The sequence below is a fragment of the Streptomyces sp. NPDC006294 genome (assembly GCF_042870895.1).
In the GTDB taxonomy this organism is placed as follows: Bacteria; Actinomycetota; Actinomycetes; order Streptomycetales; family Streptomycetaceae; genus Streptomyces.
The window spans coordinates 15,615-30,661 of record NZ_JBIAHV010000012.1 but is presented as its reverse complement, the minus strand read 5'-3'; the positions used below and the strand labels follow the sequence as shown (position 1 = coordinate 30,661).

The 15,047-nt window shown below is 65.4% G+C and carries 9 protein-coding genes and 2 pseudogenes; 6 read left to right on the top strand and 5 right to left on the bottom strand.

Features of this window, described 5'->3' with window-relative positions; translation table 11 throughout:
- Positions 1 to 433: 433 nt before the first annotated feature.
- Entirely contained in the window at positions 434 to 1,558 is a 1,125-nt protein-coding gene (locus ACFYOP_RS21865) for an IS30 family transposase (RefSeq protein WP_356899516.1), read from the bottom strand.
- A 41-nt stretch (positions 1,559 to 1,599) separates the two neighbouring features.
- Positions 1,600 to 1,743 (bottom strand): annotated as a pseudogene (locus tag ACFYOP_RS21860) (IS3 family transposase); the annotation flags it as partial.
- A gap of 34 nt (positions 1,744 to 1,777) precedes the next feature.
- On the opposite strand from ACFYOP_RS21860, the gene ACFYOP_RS21855 reads away from it, so the two are divergent.
- The 4 genes from ACFYOP_RS21855 (at position 1,778) to ACFYOP_RS21840 (ending at position 10,587) form a co-directional block, all read left to right on the top strand.
- Positions 1,778 to 2,446: an integrase core domain-containing protein gene (locus tag ACFYOP_RS21855; RefSeq protein WP_388452448.1), complete on the top strand. Its 669-nt coding sequence runs from the start codon at positions 1,778 to 1,780 to the stop codon at positions 2,444 to 2,446.
- A gap of 176 nt (positions 2,447 to 2,622) precedes the next feature.
- Complete coding sequence (locus ACFYOP_RS21850) at positions 2,623 to 8,742, top strand: DNRLRE domain-containing protein (protein ID WP_356899517.1); 6,120 nt, start codon at positions 2,623 to 2,625, stop codon at positions 8,740 to 8,742.
- A gap of 73 nt (positions 8,743 to 8,815) precedes the next feature.
- Positions 8,816 to 9,265: a hypothetical protein gene (locus tag ACFYOP_RS21845; RefSeq protein ID WP_356899518.1), complete on the top strand. Its 450-nt coding sequence runs from the start codon at positions 8,816 to 8,818 to the stop codon at positions 9,263 to 9,265.
- Between the two features lie 320 nt (positions 9,266 to 9,585).
- Positions 9,586 to 10,587: an FKBP-type peptidyl-prolyl cis-trans isomerase gene (locus ACFYOP_RS21840; protein WP_356899519.1), complete on the top strand. Its 1,002-nt coding sequence runs from the start codon at positions 9,586 to 9,588 to the stop codon at positions 10,585 to 10,587.
- A 231-nt stretch (positions 10,588 to 10,818) separates the two neighbouring features.
- On the opposite strand, the pseudogene ACFYOP_RS21835 reads toward ACFYOP_RS21840, so the two are convergent.
- Positions 10,819 to 11,629 (bottom strand): annotated as a pseudogene (locus ACFYOP_RS21835) (transposase).
- 460 nt (positions 11,630 to 12,089) lie between these two features.
- On the opposite strand from ACFYOP_RS21835, the gene ACFYOP_RS21830 reads away from it, so the two are divergent.
- Positions 12,090 to 12,320: a hypothetical protein gene (locus ACFYOP_RS21830; protein WP_388452595.1), complete on the top strand. Its 231-nt coding sequence runs from the start codon at positions 12,090 to 12,092 to the stop codon at positions 12,318 to 12,320.
- Between the two features lie 17 nt (positions 12,321 to 12,337).
- Here ACFYOP_RS21830 and ACFYOP_RS21825 read toward each other — a convergent pair whose 3' ends face one another.
- Entirely contained in the window at positions 12,338 to 13,585 is a 1,248-nt protein-coding gene (locus ACFYOP_RS21825) for an IS256 family transposase (protein ID WP_356899524.1), read from the bottom strand.
- Between the two features lie 198 nt (positions 13,586 to 13,783).
- On the opposite strand from ACFYOP_RS21825, the gene ACFYOP_RS21820 reads away from it, so the two are divergent.
- Entirely contained in the window at positions 13,784 to 14,356 is a 573-nt protein-coding gene (locus ACFYOP_RS21820) for a hypothetical protein (protein WP_356899521.1), read from the top strand.
- Positions 14,357 to 14,548: 192 nt separating this feature from the next.
- Here ACFYOP_RS21820 and ACFYOP_RS21815 read toward each other — a convergent pair whose 3' ends face one another.
- Positions 14,549 to 14,857, bottom strand: a complete 309-nt coding sequence (locus tag ACFYOP_RS21815; RefSeq protein WP_356899522.1) for a hypothetical protein — start codon at positions 14,855 to 14,857, stop codon at positions 14,549 to 14,551.
- Between the last annotated feature and the right edge of the window lie 190 nt (positions 14,858 to 15,047).

Here is a 15,047-nt window from a genome sequence, read left to right as displayed (position 1 = left end):
GCCAAGGATGAGAAGGCGACGGACTACGGAGACCAAGAACCTGCGACGGCCGACCGAACAGTGGCTACGTGACGTCTGCTAGTACTGCAACGGTCTTTGCCGTGACGGTTGGGCAGGGTGAACCGTTCCGGGTTTGATCGAGACTCTAGGTTGTGACTGTGACCTGGGGTTCCGTGGTTTCGCGGTAGTAGTTGGCCTCGTACGCCTGTGTGATGAGGGTCTTCAGTTCGGCGTCGCGGACGGTGCGGGCAGCGGGTGCGGTCTGGCGTTTGTGGTGGGCGTAGTAGGTGGACGGGGCGATCTTGCAGTCGTGGTCGGTGAGGACCCGGCAGATCGGCTCGACGCCGCCGAAGCGGTCCTTGTGCTCGTCGATGAACGCTACGAGCGTGTGTGTGGCCGGTCGAGCTCGGCCGCGAAGAAAGACGCCTTAGATTCAACCGGTCAAGGCAACACTCTCGGCCGGAGTCCGGAATCCCAGGCACTTGCGGGGGCGGTTGTTGAGTTTCGTCGCGATGGCGTCGAGATCGTCCTGGCTGAACGTCGACAGGTTCGTTCCCTTGGGCAGGTACTGCCGGAGGAGCTTGTTCGTGTTCTCGTTGGTGCCGCGCTGCCAGGGGCTCCGCGGAGCCGCGAAGAACACGTCAACACCCGTGTCGGCGGTCAAGCGCTTGTGAGCTGCCAACTCCATGCCGCGGTCCCAGGTCAGCGTGGCGCGTAGGCGGGATTCCATGCGCTCATAGGCGTCCGCCAGGGCGGGAATGACCACAGCAGTGTGACGGCTGGCCAGCTTCACCACAGTGAGGAAGCGCGTTTTCCTGTCGACCAACGTGGCGACCTGGCTGTTGTTCGAGCCGATTACCAGATCGCCTTCCAGGTGTCCTGGTTCGCTGCGGTCCTCCGCCGCCTGGGGCCGCTCGTCGATCGGGCGGGCGTCGGTGATCTGCGAACGCCACTGGCCTCTCACCGTGTGGCGCTTGTTCTTCCGGATCGGACGGCCTGTGCGAAGTCGCTTGCACAGCTCTCGCGGAACCACCTTCCAGCGGGTGGTGTAGATCGACCGGTAGATCGTCTCGTGAGTGATCTGCATGTTCGGGTCATCCCCGTGGTGCAGTCGAAGGTGTCCGACGATCTGCTCAGGTGACCACTCCTCCTTGAGCATGGTCAGCACCGTCTGCCTCAGTACGGGCTCGCGGGCGAGGAGGCACTGTTTCGGTCGTCGAGCACGCTCAAGTGCCCGTTCCTGAGCGGTAATCGCCCGGTAGGCGTCCCGTCCGCCGTTGTTGCCGACCTCGCGGCTGATCGTCGACACCGCACGCCCCAGGAGGGCGGCGAGAGACCGGTAGGTCTGGCCGGCGCACAGTCCGCGTGAGATTTCCTCGCGCTCGCCCAAGGTCAAGCTTCTCGCGCGGGCCTTGCGGGAGCCGGGAGCGATCCCTCCGTGGTGCTTGAGAACGGTGAATACCGAGCCAGGCGGCTTGCCGATCTGCCGAGAGATGACACTGATCGACTCCCCAGCCCTCCACCGCCGCCACAAGTCGGCCTTCATCTCGTCCGGCATCCCCGGCCGACCCATCCTCGCCACTTCTACCGCCCTCAAACAGCACTGTTGCTCTGACCGGTTGAATCTAAGGCTGCGGCCTTGAGGATGTCGTTGGCCCGTTTGAGCTCGGCGTTCTCTCTTTTCAGTCGCTTCAGCTCGGCCGACTCCTCCGTCGTGGTGCCCGGCCGGGTCCCGGCGTCGATCGGATCGGTCGGCGCCGCCTACGACAATGCCCTCATGGAGTCCACGATCGGCCTGTTCAAAACCGAGTTGATCAAGCCCCGTCGCCCCTGGAAGACACTCTCCGAGGTCGAGTTGGCCACCGCCGAATGGATCGACTGGTACTGCCACCGCCGACTGCACGGTGAGATCGGGCACATCCCACCCGCCGACTCCCTTTCACCCGCACCACGGGTCAGCTCAGACCTCGGCCGGTCTCGGCCGTGCACGATCAGCATGGCGGGACCCACTGACAACCTGTCACCTGGACCCAAACACACATGCGGATCTCCGAAAAGGTGGTCGATCAGTCACCACCAACCATCCCGTTTGGCCATGCCCGATGTTGTGCCCGCATCCTCAGCCTTCGAGGCTGTGGGCGTATCCCGGGCTGCAGCTCCTCGCTGTGCTGCCCGACTGCGTCGTCTACCCGAGCCTCGGCGGCAGCCCGCTCGGCTTCCCGCCCTACGTTCCTCTCGGCGGGCCGGTTGCGGGACGGCCCCCCGTACTGATCGCCGAATGAGTAATCAGTCCCGTGAACGCCCCCAAGTCTGGCCGGAGTTGGCCAGTCGGGCTCTACCAGCGCGGTCTGGTTTTGGTTCCCAGAACAAGGGAAGTGTGACCAGGATCACATATCTGACTGTCGCTCAAGTTGCCCGTTATAGCGTTCTCTGCCTGCTTATTTGATCTTTTCTCTCTGGATACGTTCCGCGTTGGTCATGCTTGTTACTTCTCAATAAGGGTGAGAATTCAGGATGAATCGCGATCATCTGCCTGCTCAGGATGAGCGAGGGCGGATCTGGAGCGGGAGGAGCCTCCGCTATATAGCGGGCGGGCTCGCTCTGCTTTTGTCCGTAACGGTGATGGAAGGCGCGGCTGTTGGCGCTGAGTCGCAGTCGGTCCAGACCGAGACGCCGGCGAACCTCGGCCCTGCCCAGGCCAACGACGAGACGTCGGCGCAGGTGATGGCCCGGCTGCAGAAGCGGCGGATCGAGATCCTGGACGCGCGGACGGATTCGACGACGAGCTGGGCCAACCCGGATGGGACGGTGACGGTGGAATCCTTCACCGGGCCGATCCGGGTGAAGGACTCCCATGGCGCGTGGCAGCCGGTGGACGTGACGCTGTCCGAGGTGGACGGCAAGGTGCTGCCCAAGGCCGCGGCCGCGGAAATTGCCTTCTCCGCCGGCGGCAGCACAGCGCCACTGGCGCAGGTCACCCGCGGCGAGAAGACCTTCGGCGTGGCCTGGGACGGCACCCTTCCCAAGCCGGTACTCAAGGGCAACACGGCCATCTACCCGAACGCGGTCCCTGGCGGAGACGTGGTCGTCTCCGCGCTGCCAGAGGGCTTCTCCCACTCGGTGGTGCTGCGCGAGCGGCCGAGCGGACCGGTGGAGTTCCGCCTGCCCGTGACGGCCAAGGGCCTCGCTCTTGCCGAGACGTCGGACGAGCGGCTGCGCTGGGAGGACACCAAGGGCAAGCAGGTCGCTGCCGCCCCGCCGCCGCTGATGTGGGACGGGACGCAGGATGCGAAGTCGAAGGAGCCGGAGAACGTCCAGGTCGTCACCACGACCGTGGAGACGGCCGCCGACGGCCGGCAGACGCTCGTGCTCAAGCCCAGCGCCACGTTCCTGTCTGACCCGGATGTGACGTATCCGGTGGTGGTCGACCCGACGAACACCCTGGCGGGTCCCACCACGGACACCTGGATCCAGTACGACGCCTACCCGACCAGCCAGCGCGGGTCGACGGAGCTGAAGGCGGGCACCTACGACGGGGTGCAAAAAGCCCGCTCGTTCCTGAAGTTCGACGTGGCCAAGTACGCGGGCAAGAAGATCGTGGACACTGATCTGCGCCTGTACTCGTACTACTCCTCCACCTGCTCCACCTCCGGCTCAGGAGTGCAGGTGCGGCGGATCACCTCGAACTGGGATCCGTCCGCGATCTCCTGGTCCGCGCAGCCGTCGACGACTACCACGGGTGCGGTGACCTCGACCGCGGCCAAGGGGTACAACTCCTCCTGCCCCGCGGGTCTGGTCTCGTGGGATGTGGATGCGGTAGTGCAGGCTTGGGCGGACGGCCAGCCCAACTACGGCGTCCGCCTGGCTGCGGTCAGTGAGACTGACACCCTCACTTGGCGGCGGTACCGTTCGGCGAACTACGTCGACGGCGCCCATGACCCCAATGTTGAGCCGTCGCTGACCGTGACCTACAACTCCTACCCGGCCGTGCCGACCGCGCAGGCGATCACGCCGAGCGCGGTGAACGCGTACAACGCCAAGCGGTACGTGACCTCACTGACCCCGACCATGTCGGCCAAGGTGAGTGATGCGGACGGCGGGACGGTCAAGGCCCAGTTCGAGGTCACCCCGGACCCCGCCTACAACGACACCACCTACACCTACACCGCGCTCAGCGGCAGTGTGGCCTCGGGCACGACCGCCTCGCTGACCATCCCCTCGACCAGCGCCTTCCCGTCGGGTAAGCATCTGCGGTACCGGATCCGCGGCTACGACGGCTCCCTGTACGGATCATGGACCGGTTACACCGCATTCGTTCTCAACACCGCCAAGCCGGCCGCGCCCAGCATCGTCTGCGACCCTTACACGAAGGACACCTGGACCGCCAAGGCCGCCAACGGTGCGCAGTGCACATTGGACACCACCTCCACCGACGGGCAGGGCTACTACTGGGGGTTGAACGATCCCAACACACCCAACCGGATCGACGACACAGTCGACGGCAACGGCGGCGACCCTAAGACTGTGACCATCAATCCGGCCGACGGATGGCACACCCTCTACGCCAAGACCGTCGACTCCGGCGGCAACATCTCTGCCAGCACGACCGAGTACAAGTTCGGTATCGGCGCCGACGGGGCCGCCATCCTCACCCCCGGTGACGGCGACCGACCCGCACGTCGGGTGGCGCTCTCCGCCACGGGCAAGCCCACCTACACCGGGTTGACCTACCAGTACCGGCGCGGCGAGACCGATGCCTGGGCCAACGTGCCGCTGGCCGACGTCACCCAGAACTCCGACGGCTCGGCCGTCACCGCTTGGCCGCTGGCCGCGCCCAACGGCGCGCCGCCCGCGCTCGTGTGGAACATCACCAGCACCTTCGCCGATGACGGCCCCATCGACGTGCGGGCCGCGTTCACCGACGGCACCACCACCGGCTACTCCCAGCCGGTGACCGTCACCGTCGACCGCGACGCCGGCACCGCGCCGGCCGAAGAGGTCGGTCCTGGTTCGGCGAACCTGCTGACCGGGGACTACACCCTCTCAGAGTCCGACGCTTCCGCGTTCGACATGAGCGTGACGCGTACCGCCTCCTCACGCCGCCCGGATGCAGGAACGAAGCAGGAGGGCCAGGCGCCGATCTTCGGCCCGCAATGGACCTCCGGCACGGTTGCGGAACTCACCGAATCCGACTGGGTTTATGTGAAGAAGACTTCGCCGACCTCCGTCGCCCTGGTCGATGTCGACGGTGAGGAGACCGGCTTCACCGCCACCACCGGCGGCGGCTGGAAGCCCGAGCCCGGTGGCGAGGACCTGACCCTGACCGGTTCGCTGACCGGATCCTTCACGCTCAACGACACCGACGGCACGACCACGACCTTCACCAAGGCCGATCCGGCCGTGACGACGTGGGCGATCTCGTCGACATACCTGCCGACAACCAACTCCACCACCAAGGTGGTCTCACAGACGACCACGGTGGACGGTAAGACCGTGGCCCGGCCGAAGTGGGTCATCGCGCCCACCTCCGCGGTGTCCGCCTCGACCTGCGAGGCTGATCCGTCGACCAAGGGCTGCCGCGTGCTGGAGTACCTGTACCCGCTCTCGACGACTGCTACCGCCACGTCGTTCGGTGACTACGTCGGGCGGGTCAAGCGGATCCGCCTGTGGTCCACCGCCCCGGGCGCTACCACCTCGACCGCGGTGTCCATCGCCGCCTACGCCTACGACGATTCAGGCCGTCTGCGTGAAGTGTCGGACCCGCGGATCTCCCCTGCACTGAAGACCGCCTACGACTACGACGCCGCAGGCCGGGTCACCACGCTGACGCCGCCCGGCGAGCTGCCGTGGACGTTCACCTACGGCACGGCCGGCAACGCGGCCACTGCCGGTGCTGGCATGCTGCTGAAAGCATCGCGTCCCGGTCTGCAGCAGGGCTCATCCGACATCACCGAGGGCACCGCGGCCACGAGCGTCGTCTATGACGTACCGCTGAGCGGCACCACCGCCCCGTACGCGATGGGCGCGGCGGACGTGAAGGCATGGGGCCAGTTCGATGTCCCCACCGACGCCACCGCCGTCTTCCCTGTGGACGTCACTCCGACCGGCCACGCCGGTTCCAGCCTGACGGCTGCGGACTACAAGCGTGCCACCATCACCTACACCGACGCCTCCGGCCGCGAGGTCAACAGCATCACTCCCGGCGGCCACATCACCACCACCGAGTACGACCGGTTGGGCAACACCGTCCGGGAACTCAGCGCCAGCAACCGCGCGATCGCGCTCGGCCTCACCGCGGCCGACACCGCGGTCCAAGCCGGCCTGGGTATCACGCAATTCTCCAACGCCGAGCGTGCCGAACTGCTCTCTACTCGCTCGGTCTACAACGCCATCGGAACCCAGGAACTGGAGGAGTTTGGCCCACTGCGTCGAGTGGAGCTGACCAAGGATCTGGTCTCCGGCGGCACGACGCTGCTGCAGGCTGGTGCGTCCGTGACCGCTCGCACCTGGACGGTCAACGAGTACGACAGCGGCCGCCCAACCGACGGCACGGCGACGGTTGAGAACCAGGTCACCAAGAGCACCACCGGTGCCCAGATCCTGGACTTCCCGACCATCCACGCCGAGACCCGCGCCACCCAGACCGACTACGACTGGGTCAAGGGCCTGCCGGTCAAGGTGATCCAGGACCCCACCGGCCTGGCCCTCACCACCACGACCGAGTACGACTCCCAAGGCCGCATCACCAAGCAGCGTCTCCCCGGCGCGACCGGCACAGACGCGGCCACGAGAGTGACGACGTACTGGACCGCGACCGGTACCGGCACCTGTGCCGGCCGCCCGGAGTGGGCTGACCTGGTCTGTTCCACCGGCCCGGCCAGCGCCATCACCGGCGGCGGCACCAACCCGAGCCAGTTGCCCACATCCACCACCGAGTACGACCAGTGGGGCACCCCCACCAAGGTCGCCGACACCGCGAACGGTGTCACCCGCACCACCACAACGACCTACGACGCGGCGGGCCGCCCGACGAAGGTCACGGTCACCGGCGGCCTCGGCCAGGCGGTGCCCGAGTCCACCACCGAGTACGCCACGGACACCGGCAGGGTTATCAAGACCGTCTCGCCGACCGGCGGGACGATCGTCAGGGCGTACGACAAGCTTGGCCGCCAGATCTCCTACACCGACACCGACGGCGGCAAGACCACCACCGAGTACGACCTGCTCGACCGCCCGGTCAAGATCACCGACACCGTCCCGTCCACCGTCACCTACACCTACGATCACACGGCCGAACCGCGCGGCCTGGCCACGAAGACCACCGACTCCATCGCTGGTGTCTTCGAGGCCACCTACGACGCGGACGGCTCGGTCGCTACCGAGAAGCTGCCCGGCGGCTACACCCTCACCACCACCGAGGACACCACCGGCGCCACCACATCCCGTCTCTACACCCGCGACACCGACGGCGAGATCGTCGTCTCCGACACGGTCACCGAGTCCGTCCACGGCCAGGTGACCGCCCACACCGGCTGGTCCGACCAGAGCTACCGCTATGACAACACCGGCCGCCTGACCACCGTCTTGGACACCGTCAGCGACGTGTGCACCCGCCGAAGCTACGCCTTCGACCAGCGCACCAACCGCACATCCCTGACCTCCGCCACCGCTGTCCCCAGCGCGGCCTGCCCCACCACGGGAGGCACCACCACCAGCCACGCCTACGACAGCGCCGACCGCCTCGTCGACACCGGCTACACCTACGACGCGTTCGGCCGCACTACCGCCCTGCCCGGCAGCACGCTCGGCTACTACGCCAACGATCTCCCCTACCAGCAGACGGCGAACGGCAAGCGTCAGACCTGGCAGCTCGACGCGAACCTGCGCTTCCGCTCCTGGACGGTCGCAACCGATACCTCCGGTACCTGGACGCAGACCGCCTCCAAGCGCAACCACTACGACAGCGACAGCGACAACCCCCGCTGGATCGTCGAGGACACCGCCACCGGAGCCCTGACCCGCAACGTAGACTCCATCGGCGGTGACCTTGCCGCCACCACGAGCAAGACCGGCGACACCGTCCTTCAGCTCACCACCATCCACGGCGATGTGGCACTCCAGCTTCCCCTGGACACCACCGAAGCCCCCGTCGCCCTGGACAGCGACGAATACGGCAACCCCCGCACCGGTCAGGCAGCCGCCCGCTACAACTGGCTTGGCGCCAAACAGCGGTCCGTTGAGACCCTCACCGGCCTCACCCTCATGGGCGTCCGCCTCTACAACCCCACCACCGGCCGCTTCCTGTCCATCGACCCGGTATACGCAGGCGGAGACAACCGCTACGGCTACCCCGGCGACCCGGTGAACGCCTTCGACCTCGACGGCAAGAGCTGGTGGAAGAAGATCAAAAGCGGGTTCAAGAAGAAGCTGGGGTGCAGCGCGACGAAATGCCTCTTCTTCAAAAAGAAGAATAGACACTTCGTCATGCGCGATGGCCGACCCGGTCTGCATTTCAAGAATCACCGGATCCGTGCCGAGTGGGACCGGTCTAATGGATGGCATGTGAACGTCGGTAAGAAGCACTACCGCGCACGCGGCGCACTCAGGTTCATTGGCAAGTGGGGTGGCCGACTGGGGAGAGGGCTGAGCCGATCGAGTCGCAGGTGGGGTCCGCCCATCTGGATTCCGGATGAGGTCCATCGGTATCGTAATCCGTGCTATCGGCGAAGCTGTATAGGATAGTTTTCACCGCACATCGCTGGCCCTCCCGGATCAGCAGTCCGGGAGGGCCATTTCTTCGAGAAAGGCCAACACCATGCGATATATCGCAGCAGTAACCGAGCGCGACATGGAGATTTTTATGTCGCATCTTGCCATGGAGCTGCTTTCGGTGGAAGCCACTGTTCTAATCGACCTCTATTTCGATGAACCCCCCAGTGACGAGCGAATTCAGAAATCATTCCAGGCGATGACTGAAATTGCCGGAAAGAAATCACCGGCCAGTATGTGGCGACGTCTTTTTAAGGGAGGTGACTCGCTCATGGGGGTAGAGGTCGACCTGAGTCGCGGCGATCAAGTTTCCCACTTCTCCCGTCTGGCTCACCAAGTCATCAACGCGGAAGCCTGGTCTGGCGACCGCCAACTCTTCGGCACAATCGAGTCTCCCGTACGGGTATGGGTTGACATGCCAGACGACACGATCGAGAAGATCCTTACCGTTTCCCGGGATGCTGGATCCTCAGTCCGCATGGAACCTGAGAGCTGATCACCTACGCCCCTCGACCCCAACACCGTTGCGTTTGGCCCCTGAGCTGCATGTCAAGCCGTGGTGGCGTCGCTGGTGATGCAAACTCAAAAGCGTGTCAAAGAAGGATGCCAATGAAGGAATTCGAATCAAGGAAGAACTCTCTCGTGTTCTTCTCCCTCGGTTGGCTCGCACTTGCAAATGGTTATCAATGCGGGGTCCGCAAGCCGCCAAATGCCTGATCTTAATCGCGGGCGGCCCCACCGCTAGCTGTTTCGTCGGCAGTGCAGCCCGCTGACAATTCGGTGGGTGCTGCCTTTTTCTCCAAATCGAGGAACTTCATGCGTCGAGTCGCAACGCTCGTCATTGCATCCATTCTGTTGGCTGGCTGCAGCAGCTCTACTTCTGCCCCCGAGGGCAGCCATCGGCCACTGCCCGCACCGACGGTTTCCGTGTCCCGGCAGGCCGTGCCAGCCGCCGTGACGACTGACACGGTACTGCCCGTCGTATCCGGGGAGTTCGGGCGGAAAGGCGTCATCACCATCCCGAAGGCCGAGCCCAGCGGGAAGTTCGTTCTCACCACCACCTTGCAGGGCGAAGGCCGGAAAGCCCGTAAGAACGACATTGTGATCGCCGACTACACCGCCAAGACCTGGAAGCGCGGCACGACGCTGCCCAGCACCTACGACAAGGGCAGCGCCCCCACGGTGTTCCCCCTCGGCCAGAGAGCGGTGATTCCCGCCCTGGACCGCGCCGTCCTCGGGCAGCGAGCCGGCAGCCGGATCCTGGTCGTGGCGCCGCCCGCTGCCGCCTATGGCACTACCGGCAACGCCCAGCTCGGCGTCTCAGGCACCGATACCGTCGTCTTCGCCGTCGACATCACGAAAGTCATCGGCGCGAACTCCACTGTCCCCGGGCAGCAGCAGGACGTGCCTGAGGCGCTGCCCCAGGTGAATGCCGACCGCACGGCCGTCGCGATCGCCGTGCCCGACACAGCCCCGCCAAAGAGCATGGTCTCCAAGGCGCTGATCAACGGCTCCGGACCCCCGGTCACGGCCGGCCAGACGGTGGTGTTCCGCCACGCCGCTGCGGTGTGGGGCACCAATCGCGGCAAGCAGGAGGCCACGCTCTTCGACTCCTCCTGGTCCCAGGGGCCCACACCCGTCGTCATTGGCCGCGGCAACCTCCTCAAAGGATTGGACAAGGCCCTGGCCGGGGCGAAGGTGGGCAGCAGGATGCTGCTCGTCGTTCCCCCGGGCCTGTCCTACGGGGCCCAGCCCCAAAAGGAGATCCCAGCCAAGTCGACTCTTGTCTTCGTCGTCGACATCCTGGCGGCAGCGTAAGGCCGAACGCGGGTGCCGACGTGGGCCACGGGGACTGCCTGGTCAAGGGCGATCCCTCGGCTCTGACGGCAGAGGCGCTGCGCGGGACCTACATCACCCGGCTCGGGGTCTACCGCCTCACCGGAACCGTACGCAGGGCGACGGCGCATGCCGTCGGTGAACGATGTCGAAAAGCCGTGTGCGGGAGAACCGCATGCACGGTTTGAAGCGGCGGGGACTGGAAATGGAGCATCAGCCACCGCGCCAGTCCCCGACCCTACTAAAGCGTTGTCCCGTAAATGATCGGGTGAGGTTGTGCAGGCGGGCGATGCCGAGCATACGAGGGTGAACACCGTCGCCCTTGAGGCGGCAGTCGCGGAGGATTTTCCAGGTCTTCATCCGGGCGAAGGTGTGCTCGACGTGCGCGGACCTTGCGGTGCGAGGTGTTGTGTTCCTCTTTCCAGGCGGGGAGTTCGGCTTGGCCGGGTTTGCGACGGTGCGGGATGACCAGGCCGGTGCCCCGGTAGCCGCCGTCCGCGATGACTGTGGTCCGGCCGACGGCGGCCTTCGCACCGGACAGCTCCCATGCCTTGCAGTCGTTGCGGTTGCCGGCCAGCGGGCGGCCGACCGCCATCACCAGTCGGGTGTCGGCGTCGATGACGACCTGGTGGTTGGTGGAGTACCGGTAGTTTTTCGACTGCTCGGCGACGCTGTGGTCGCGGGTGGGGACCAGGGTTCCGTCGACGATCAGCACGGTGTCCTTGCGGAACCGCTTGCGTTGCTGGAGGGCGAGCGCGGGTCCGAGGTGGTCGATGATGCGGTCGGCGGCGGACTTCGAAACCCCGAACAGCGGCGCCAGTTGGCGCAGTGTCAGGTTCGTGCGCCAGTAGGCGGCGACCAGCAGCACGCGGTCCTCCAGCGGCAGACTCCACGGCCGGCCCTTGCGCACCGGATCTACACTCTCACGCCGGAGCACGGTGATCAGCTTGCCGAACTGTCGCGGGCTCAACCCGCTGAACGGGGTTATCCAGGAGGGCTCCGACGCCGTGATCACACCAGACACGGCGATATCATCTCACCTTGACCAGCAGTTACGGGACAGGCCTTAAATGCATAAATTCACCCAGCTCTCCGTATATGTCGTGGCGTTCGTGATCTCATTCACTTTCCTTCGCGATACTTGGGCATTCGTTCTGCCCCCGATTGGTGCTGGTCTCATTGGTTTTGTGCTGCTCCCGTCGTTTCGTCACAGGTGGGCAACAAGAAAAGGGATGCGGCCTGATGCCTGATCCTCGGCGGATCAAGGTGCGGCAGTCTCGCCGCGCGTACGCCCGCGCCGGCTACTACCGGCACCTGACACCGAGGATGCCCGCGCCGAGCGCCGGGCTGAGAGGGCGGGAGCCCTGCAGTCGGGACACTCGACCTCACACCGTGGTGACACCCCGAACACCGGCCGCTTCCTGTCCGCCGACCCGGTGTACGGCGGTAACGCCAACGCTTACGAGTACTGCGTCGGTGACCCCGTGAACTGCCACGACCTGACCGGCGCCTTCCGGTTCAGCTACTGGAAGAACGCCTGGTGGTCGCCGATCCAGTACTTCTGGATATCGGTCAAGCTCACACGACGCGAGACGAACCGGCTGGCATGGAGCGCAGCCGCGGTCGGCGGATTCCTCGCAATTCTCAAGGACTACGTTCCCGGGCTTTGGAAGCACGTGATCAACGATGCGCGGGTGTGTCCAGTAGACGGCTGATCCAGTTTTTGTAGGGGTCAGTTGGCGGCCGGGGTGAGCCGGCCTTCGAAGGCGATCTGGAAGGCGTTCAGGGGTGCCTTCCAGCGCATGGTCCACCGCTTGCGGCCCTTGCCGGTCGGGTCGAGGCTCATCAGCGCCATGTAGACGCACTTGAGGGCCGCGCCCTCGTTGGGGAAATGTCCGCGAGCGCGGACGGCCTTGCGGATGCGGGCGTTGACCGACTCGATCGCGTTCGTGCTGCAGATGACCTTGCGGATCTCGACGTCGAAGGAGAGGAAGGGCACGAACTCGGCCCAGGCGTTCTCCCAGAGCCGGATGACCGCCGGGTACTTCTTCCCCCAGGTCTCCTGGAACTCGCTGAACCGCTCGGTCGCGGCGGCCTCGTTCGGCGCCGTGTAGACGGGCTTGAGCGCCTTGGCGATCTTGTCCCAGTCCTGGCGGGCCGCGTGCCGGAAGGAGTTTCGCAGGAGGTGAACGACGCAGGTCTGAACGATCGTTCGAGGCCAGACCGTCTCCACGGCCTCGGGCAGGCCCTTCAGTCCGTCGCAGACCAGCATGAGGACATCGTCCACGCCCCTGTTCTTCAGGTCGGTGAAGACGCTGAGCCAGTACTTCGCGCCCTCGCCGCCCTCGCCGGCCCAGATCCCCAGGATGTCGCGGTGCCCCTCGGCGGTGACGGCCATCACGACGTAGATCGGCCTGTTCGCCACATGCCCGTCACGGATCTTGACGTTGATCGCATCCACGAACAGAACGGGATAGACGCTGTCCAGCGGGCGGTTGGACCACTTCGCCATTCCGTCTATGACCTTGTCCGTAGTCGTGGAGATCGTGGCCTTGGACACGCTCGCACCGTAGACCTCGGCCAGGTGCGCGGAGATCTCCCCGTGAGTGAGGCCCTTCGCCGACAGTGACAGGACCATCTCATCCACGCCGGTCAGGCGCCGCTGACGCTTCTTGACGATGGCCGGCTCGAAGGTGCCGGCCACGTCCCGGGGGACCTTCACCTCGACCGGGCCGACATCGGTCAGCACCGTCTTCGCCCGCGCCCCGTTGCGGCTGTTGCCGCTGCCCCTGCCCTCGGCGTCGTGTTTCTCATATCCGAGGTGATCGGTGATCTCGCCCTCCAGGGCGGACTCCAGCACCCGCTTGGTCAGCTGCTGCAGCAGCCCGCCCTCCCCGGTCAGCTGCAGACCCTCCGACCGGGCCCGGTCCACGAGCATTGCAACCAACTGCTCGTCACTCGCCGGTACGGCCGCGGCCATCGGCTCATGGGCCGGTATCTGCTCGATGGCGATGTCGCTCATCTGGCGTCTCCTTGATCATCGGATCCGCCGATCATTGAACACTCCCGCCGTATGCAGCCACCTTCAGTCCGAGGGCGGCGGCATATTGGCCTGTCCGGGGCATGGACCGCGAGACACTGACGCAGGGCGCCGTCTCTCATCGCTACCGTCTGCCGAATGGTCTTGCTCGTTCTCGGGTTTCTCTGCCAGACACTGGGGCTACTGATCGCGGTGTGGGGCGTGTACGACACGAGGGCCCGGTACGCGCCGAACAGCCCCGGGATCCGACACGGGGTCGTCGTACTTGTCTGCCTCGCCGTCGACCGGGCGTTTGGCGGCGGTCGGATCGCTTCCCGCGCATGCGCTCTTGTCGGCTGGATCCTGCGTGTCTCCGTCCGCGGATCGGCGGCCATGACCCTTCCTCGGTTGGGTGTGGACTCGGCAGGAAGTACCGAGGATCAGCGGGTACGGGTGAGGCTTGATGAGGGCGCGACCCAGCAGCAGGTCAACGGCGTCCTGATGGATCAGATCGTGTGGTTGCGACAAGAAATGCTCCGGCTCGAAGGGGAACTGTCCACGGTGACCAGTGAGAACAAGGCGCTCGAATCCCGGATCGATGACCAGGGCGAGAGTCTCCGTGCCAACATCGCAGAGGCGAAGACAGACGGCTGGGCGAAGGAAGCGGCTGGCCTTCTGATCGTTCTCCTGGGTACGGCGCTGGCATTTGCCGGGACCGTACAGGACTTTTAACGGCCAGCATGGGGGCGAAATAGCCCGAGAGGGGACGGGCCGGGATCCCAGCGCCTACACGCACTCCAGTGCGATGCCCCTTGAAAGACCCCGGGCCGTACGAAGCGCCCGGGGCCAGGCCGGCAGCGTCAGGACGCCGCCCAGTTGAGCAGTGTTATGACGGGAGCCGGCTCTGCGCCGCCGACTCGAGGGTCACGCCAGCGGACCGAACTGCTTGTTTGCGGCCCAGGTGGCCTGGCTCTGCGGGGTGGCTTCGTCGTACGTAACCCCCGTCAGTCGAGCCCATTCATCGAAGCGCCCGGTATACCGCCCGTTGCCCATCTTGAACGTGAACTCGCGGTCTGTGGCTTTGGCGTCCTCGATCTGGCGGTAGTTGGCCTTGTTGGCGATCGCTATCCGGCCGTCGAAGAAGCCCTGCGGGTCCTCGCCGGTCACCTCGAGGTGCAGCGTGAAGCCGTTGCTTTGGTTGATGTCCCAATTACCCCTGACGTCCATAGGCATTGGCTGCTCCTTTCCCTCGTCACCAAGCTACCATTTCGTCTATATGGGTGCATTTTGGAATCCAGGAGTGTGCGCGCCAGGCAGGGACTTCAAGGAGTGCTGGAGAGGGAACCCCGGCGCTATGTGCGCCCCATGACGATCTGTCACAGATGACGGCCGCATCGTTTGTGGCACGGCGATCAAAGGGGAG

Bases quoted from the DNA above. Each gene is read 5' to 3' on its own strand.
- ACFYOP_RS21850 (WP_356899517.1), top strand. From the start codon at position 2,623: ATGGAAGGCGCGGCTGTTGGCGCTGAGTCGCAGTCGGTCCAGACCGAG.
- ACFYOP_RS21845 (WP_356899518.1), top strand. From the start codon at position 8,816: ATGCGATATATCGCAGCAGTAACCGAGCGCGACATGGAGATTTTTATG.
- ACFYOP_RS21825 (WP_356899524.1), bottom strand. From the start codon at position 13,585: ATGGCCGCGGCCGTACCGGCGAGTGACGAGCAGTTGGTTGCAATGCTC.
- ACFYOP_RS21855 (WP_388452448.1), top strand. From the start codon at position 1,778: ATGGAGTCCACGATCGGCCTGTTCAAAACCGAGTTGATCAAGCCCCGT.
- ACFYOP_RS21840 (WP_356899519.1), top strand. From the start codon at position 9,586: ATGCGTCGAGTCGCAACGCTCGTCATTGCATCCATTCTGTTGGCTGGC.
- ACFYOP_RS21865 (WP_356899516.1), bottom strand. From the start codon at position 1,558: ATGCCGGACGAGATGAAGGCCGACTTGTGGCGGCGGTGGAGGGCTGGG.
- ACFYOP_RS21820 (WP_356899521.1), top strand. From the start codon at position 13,784: ATGGTCTTGCTCGTTCTCGGGTTTCTCTGCCAGACACTGGGGCTACTG.
- ACFYOP_RS21815 (WP_356899522.1), bottom strand. From the start codon at position 14,857: ATGCCTATGGACGTCAGGGGTAATTGGGACATCAACCAAAGCAACGGC.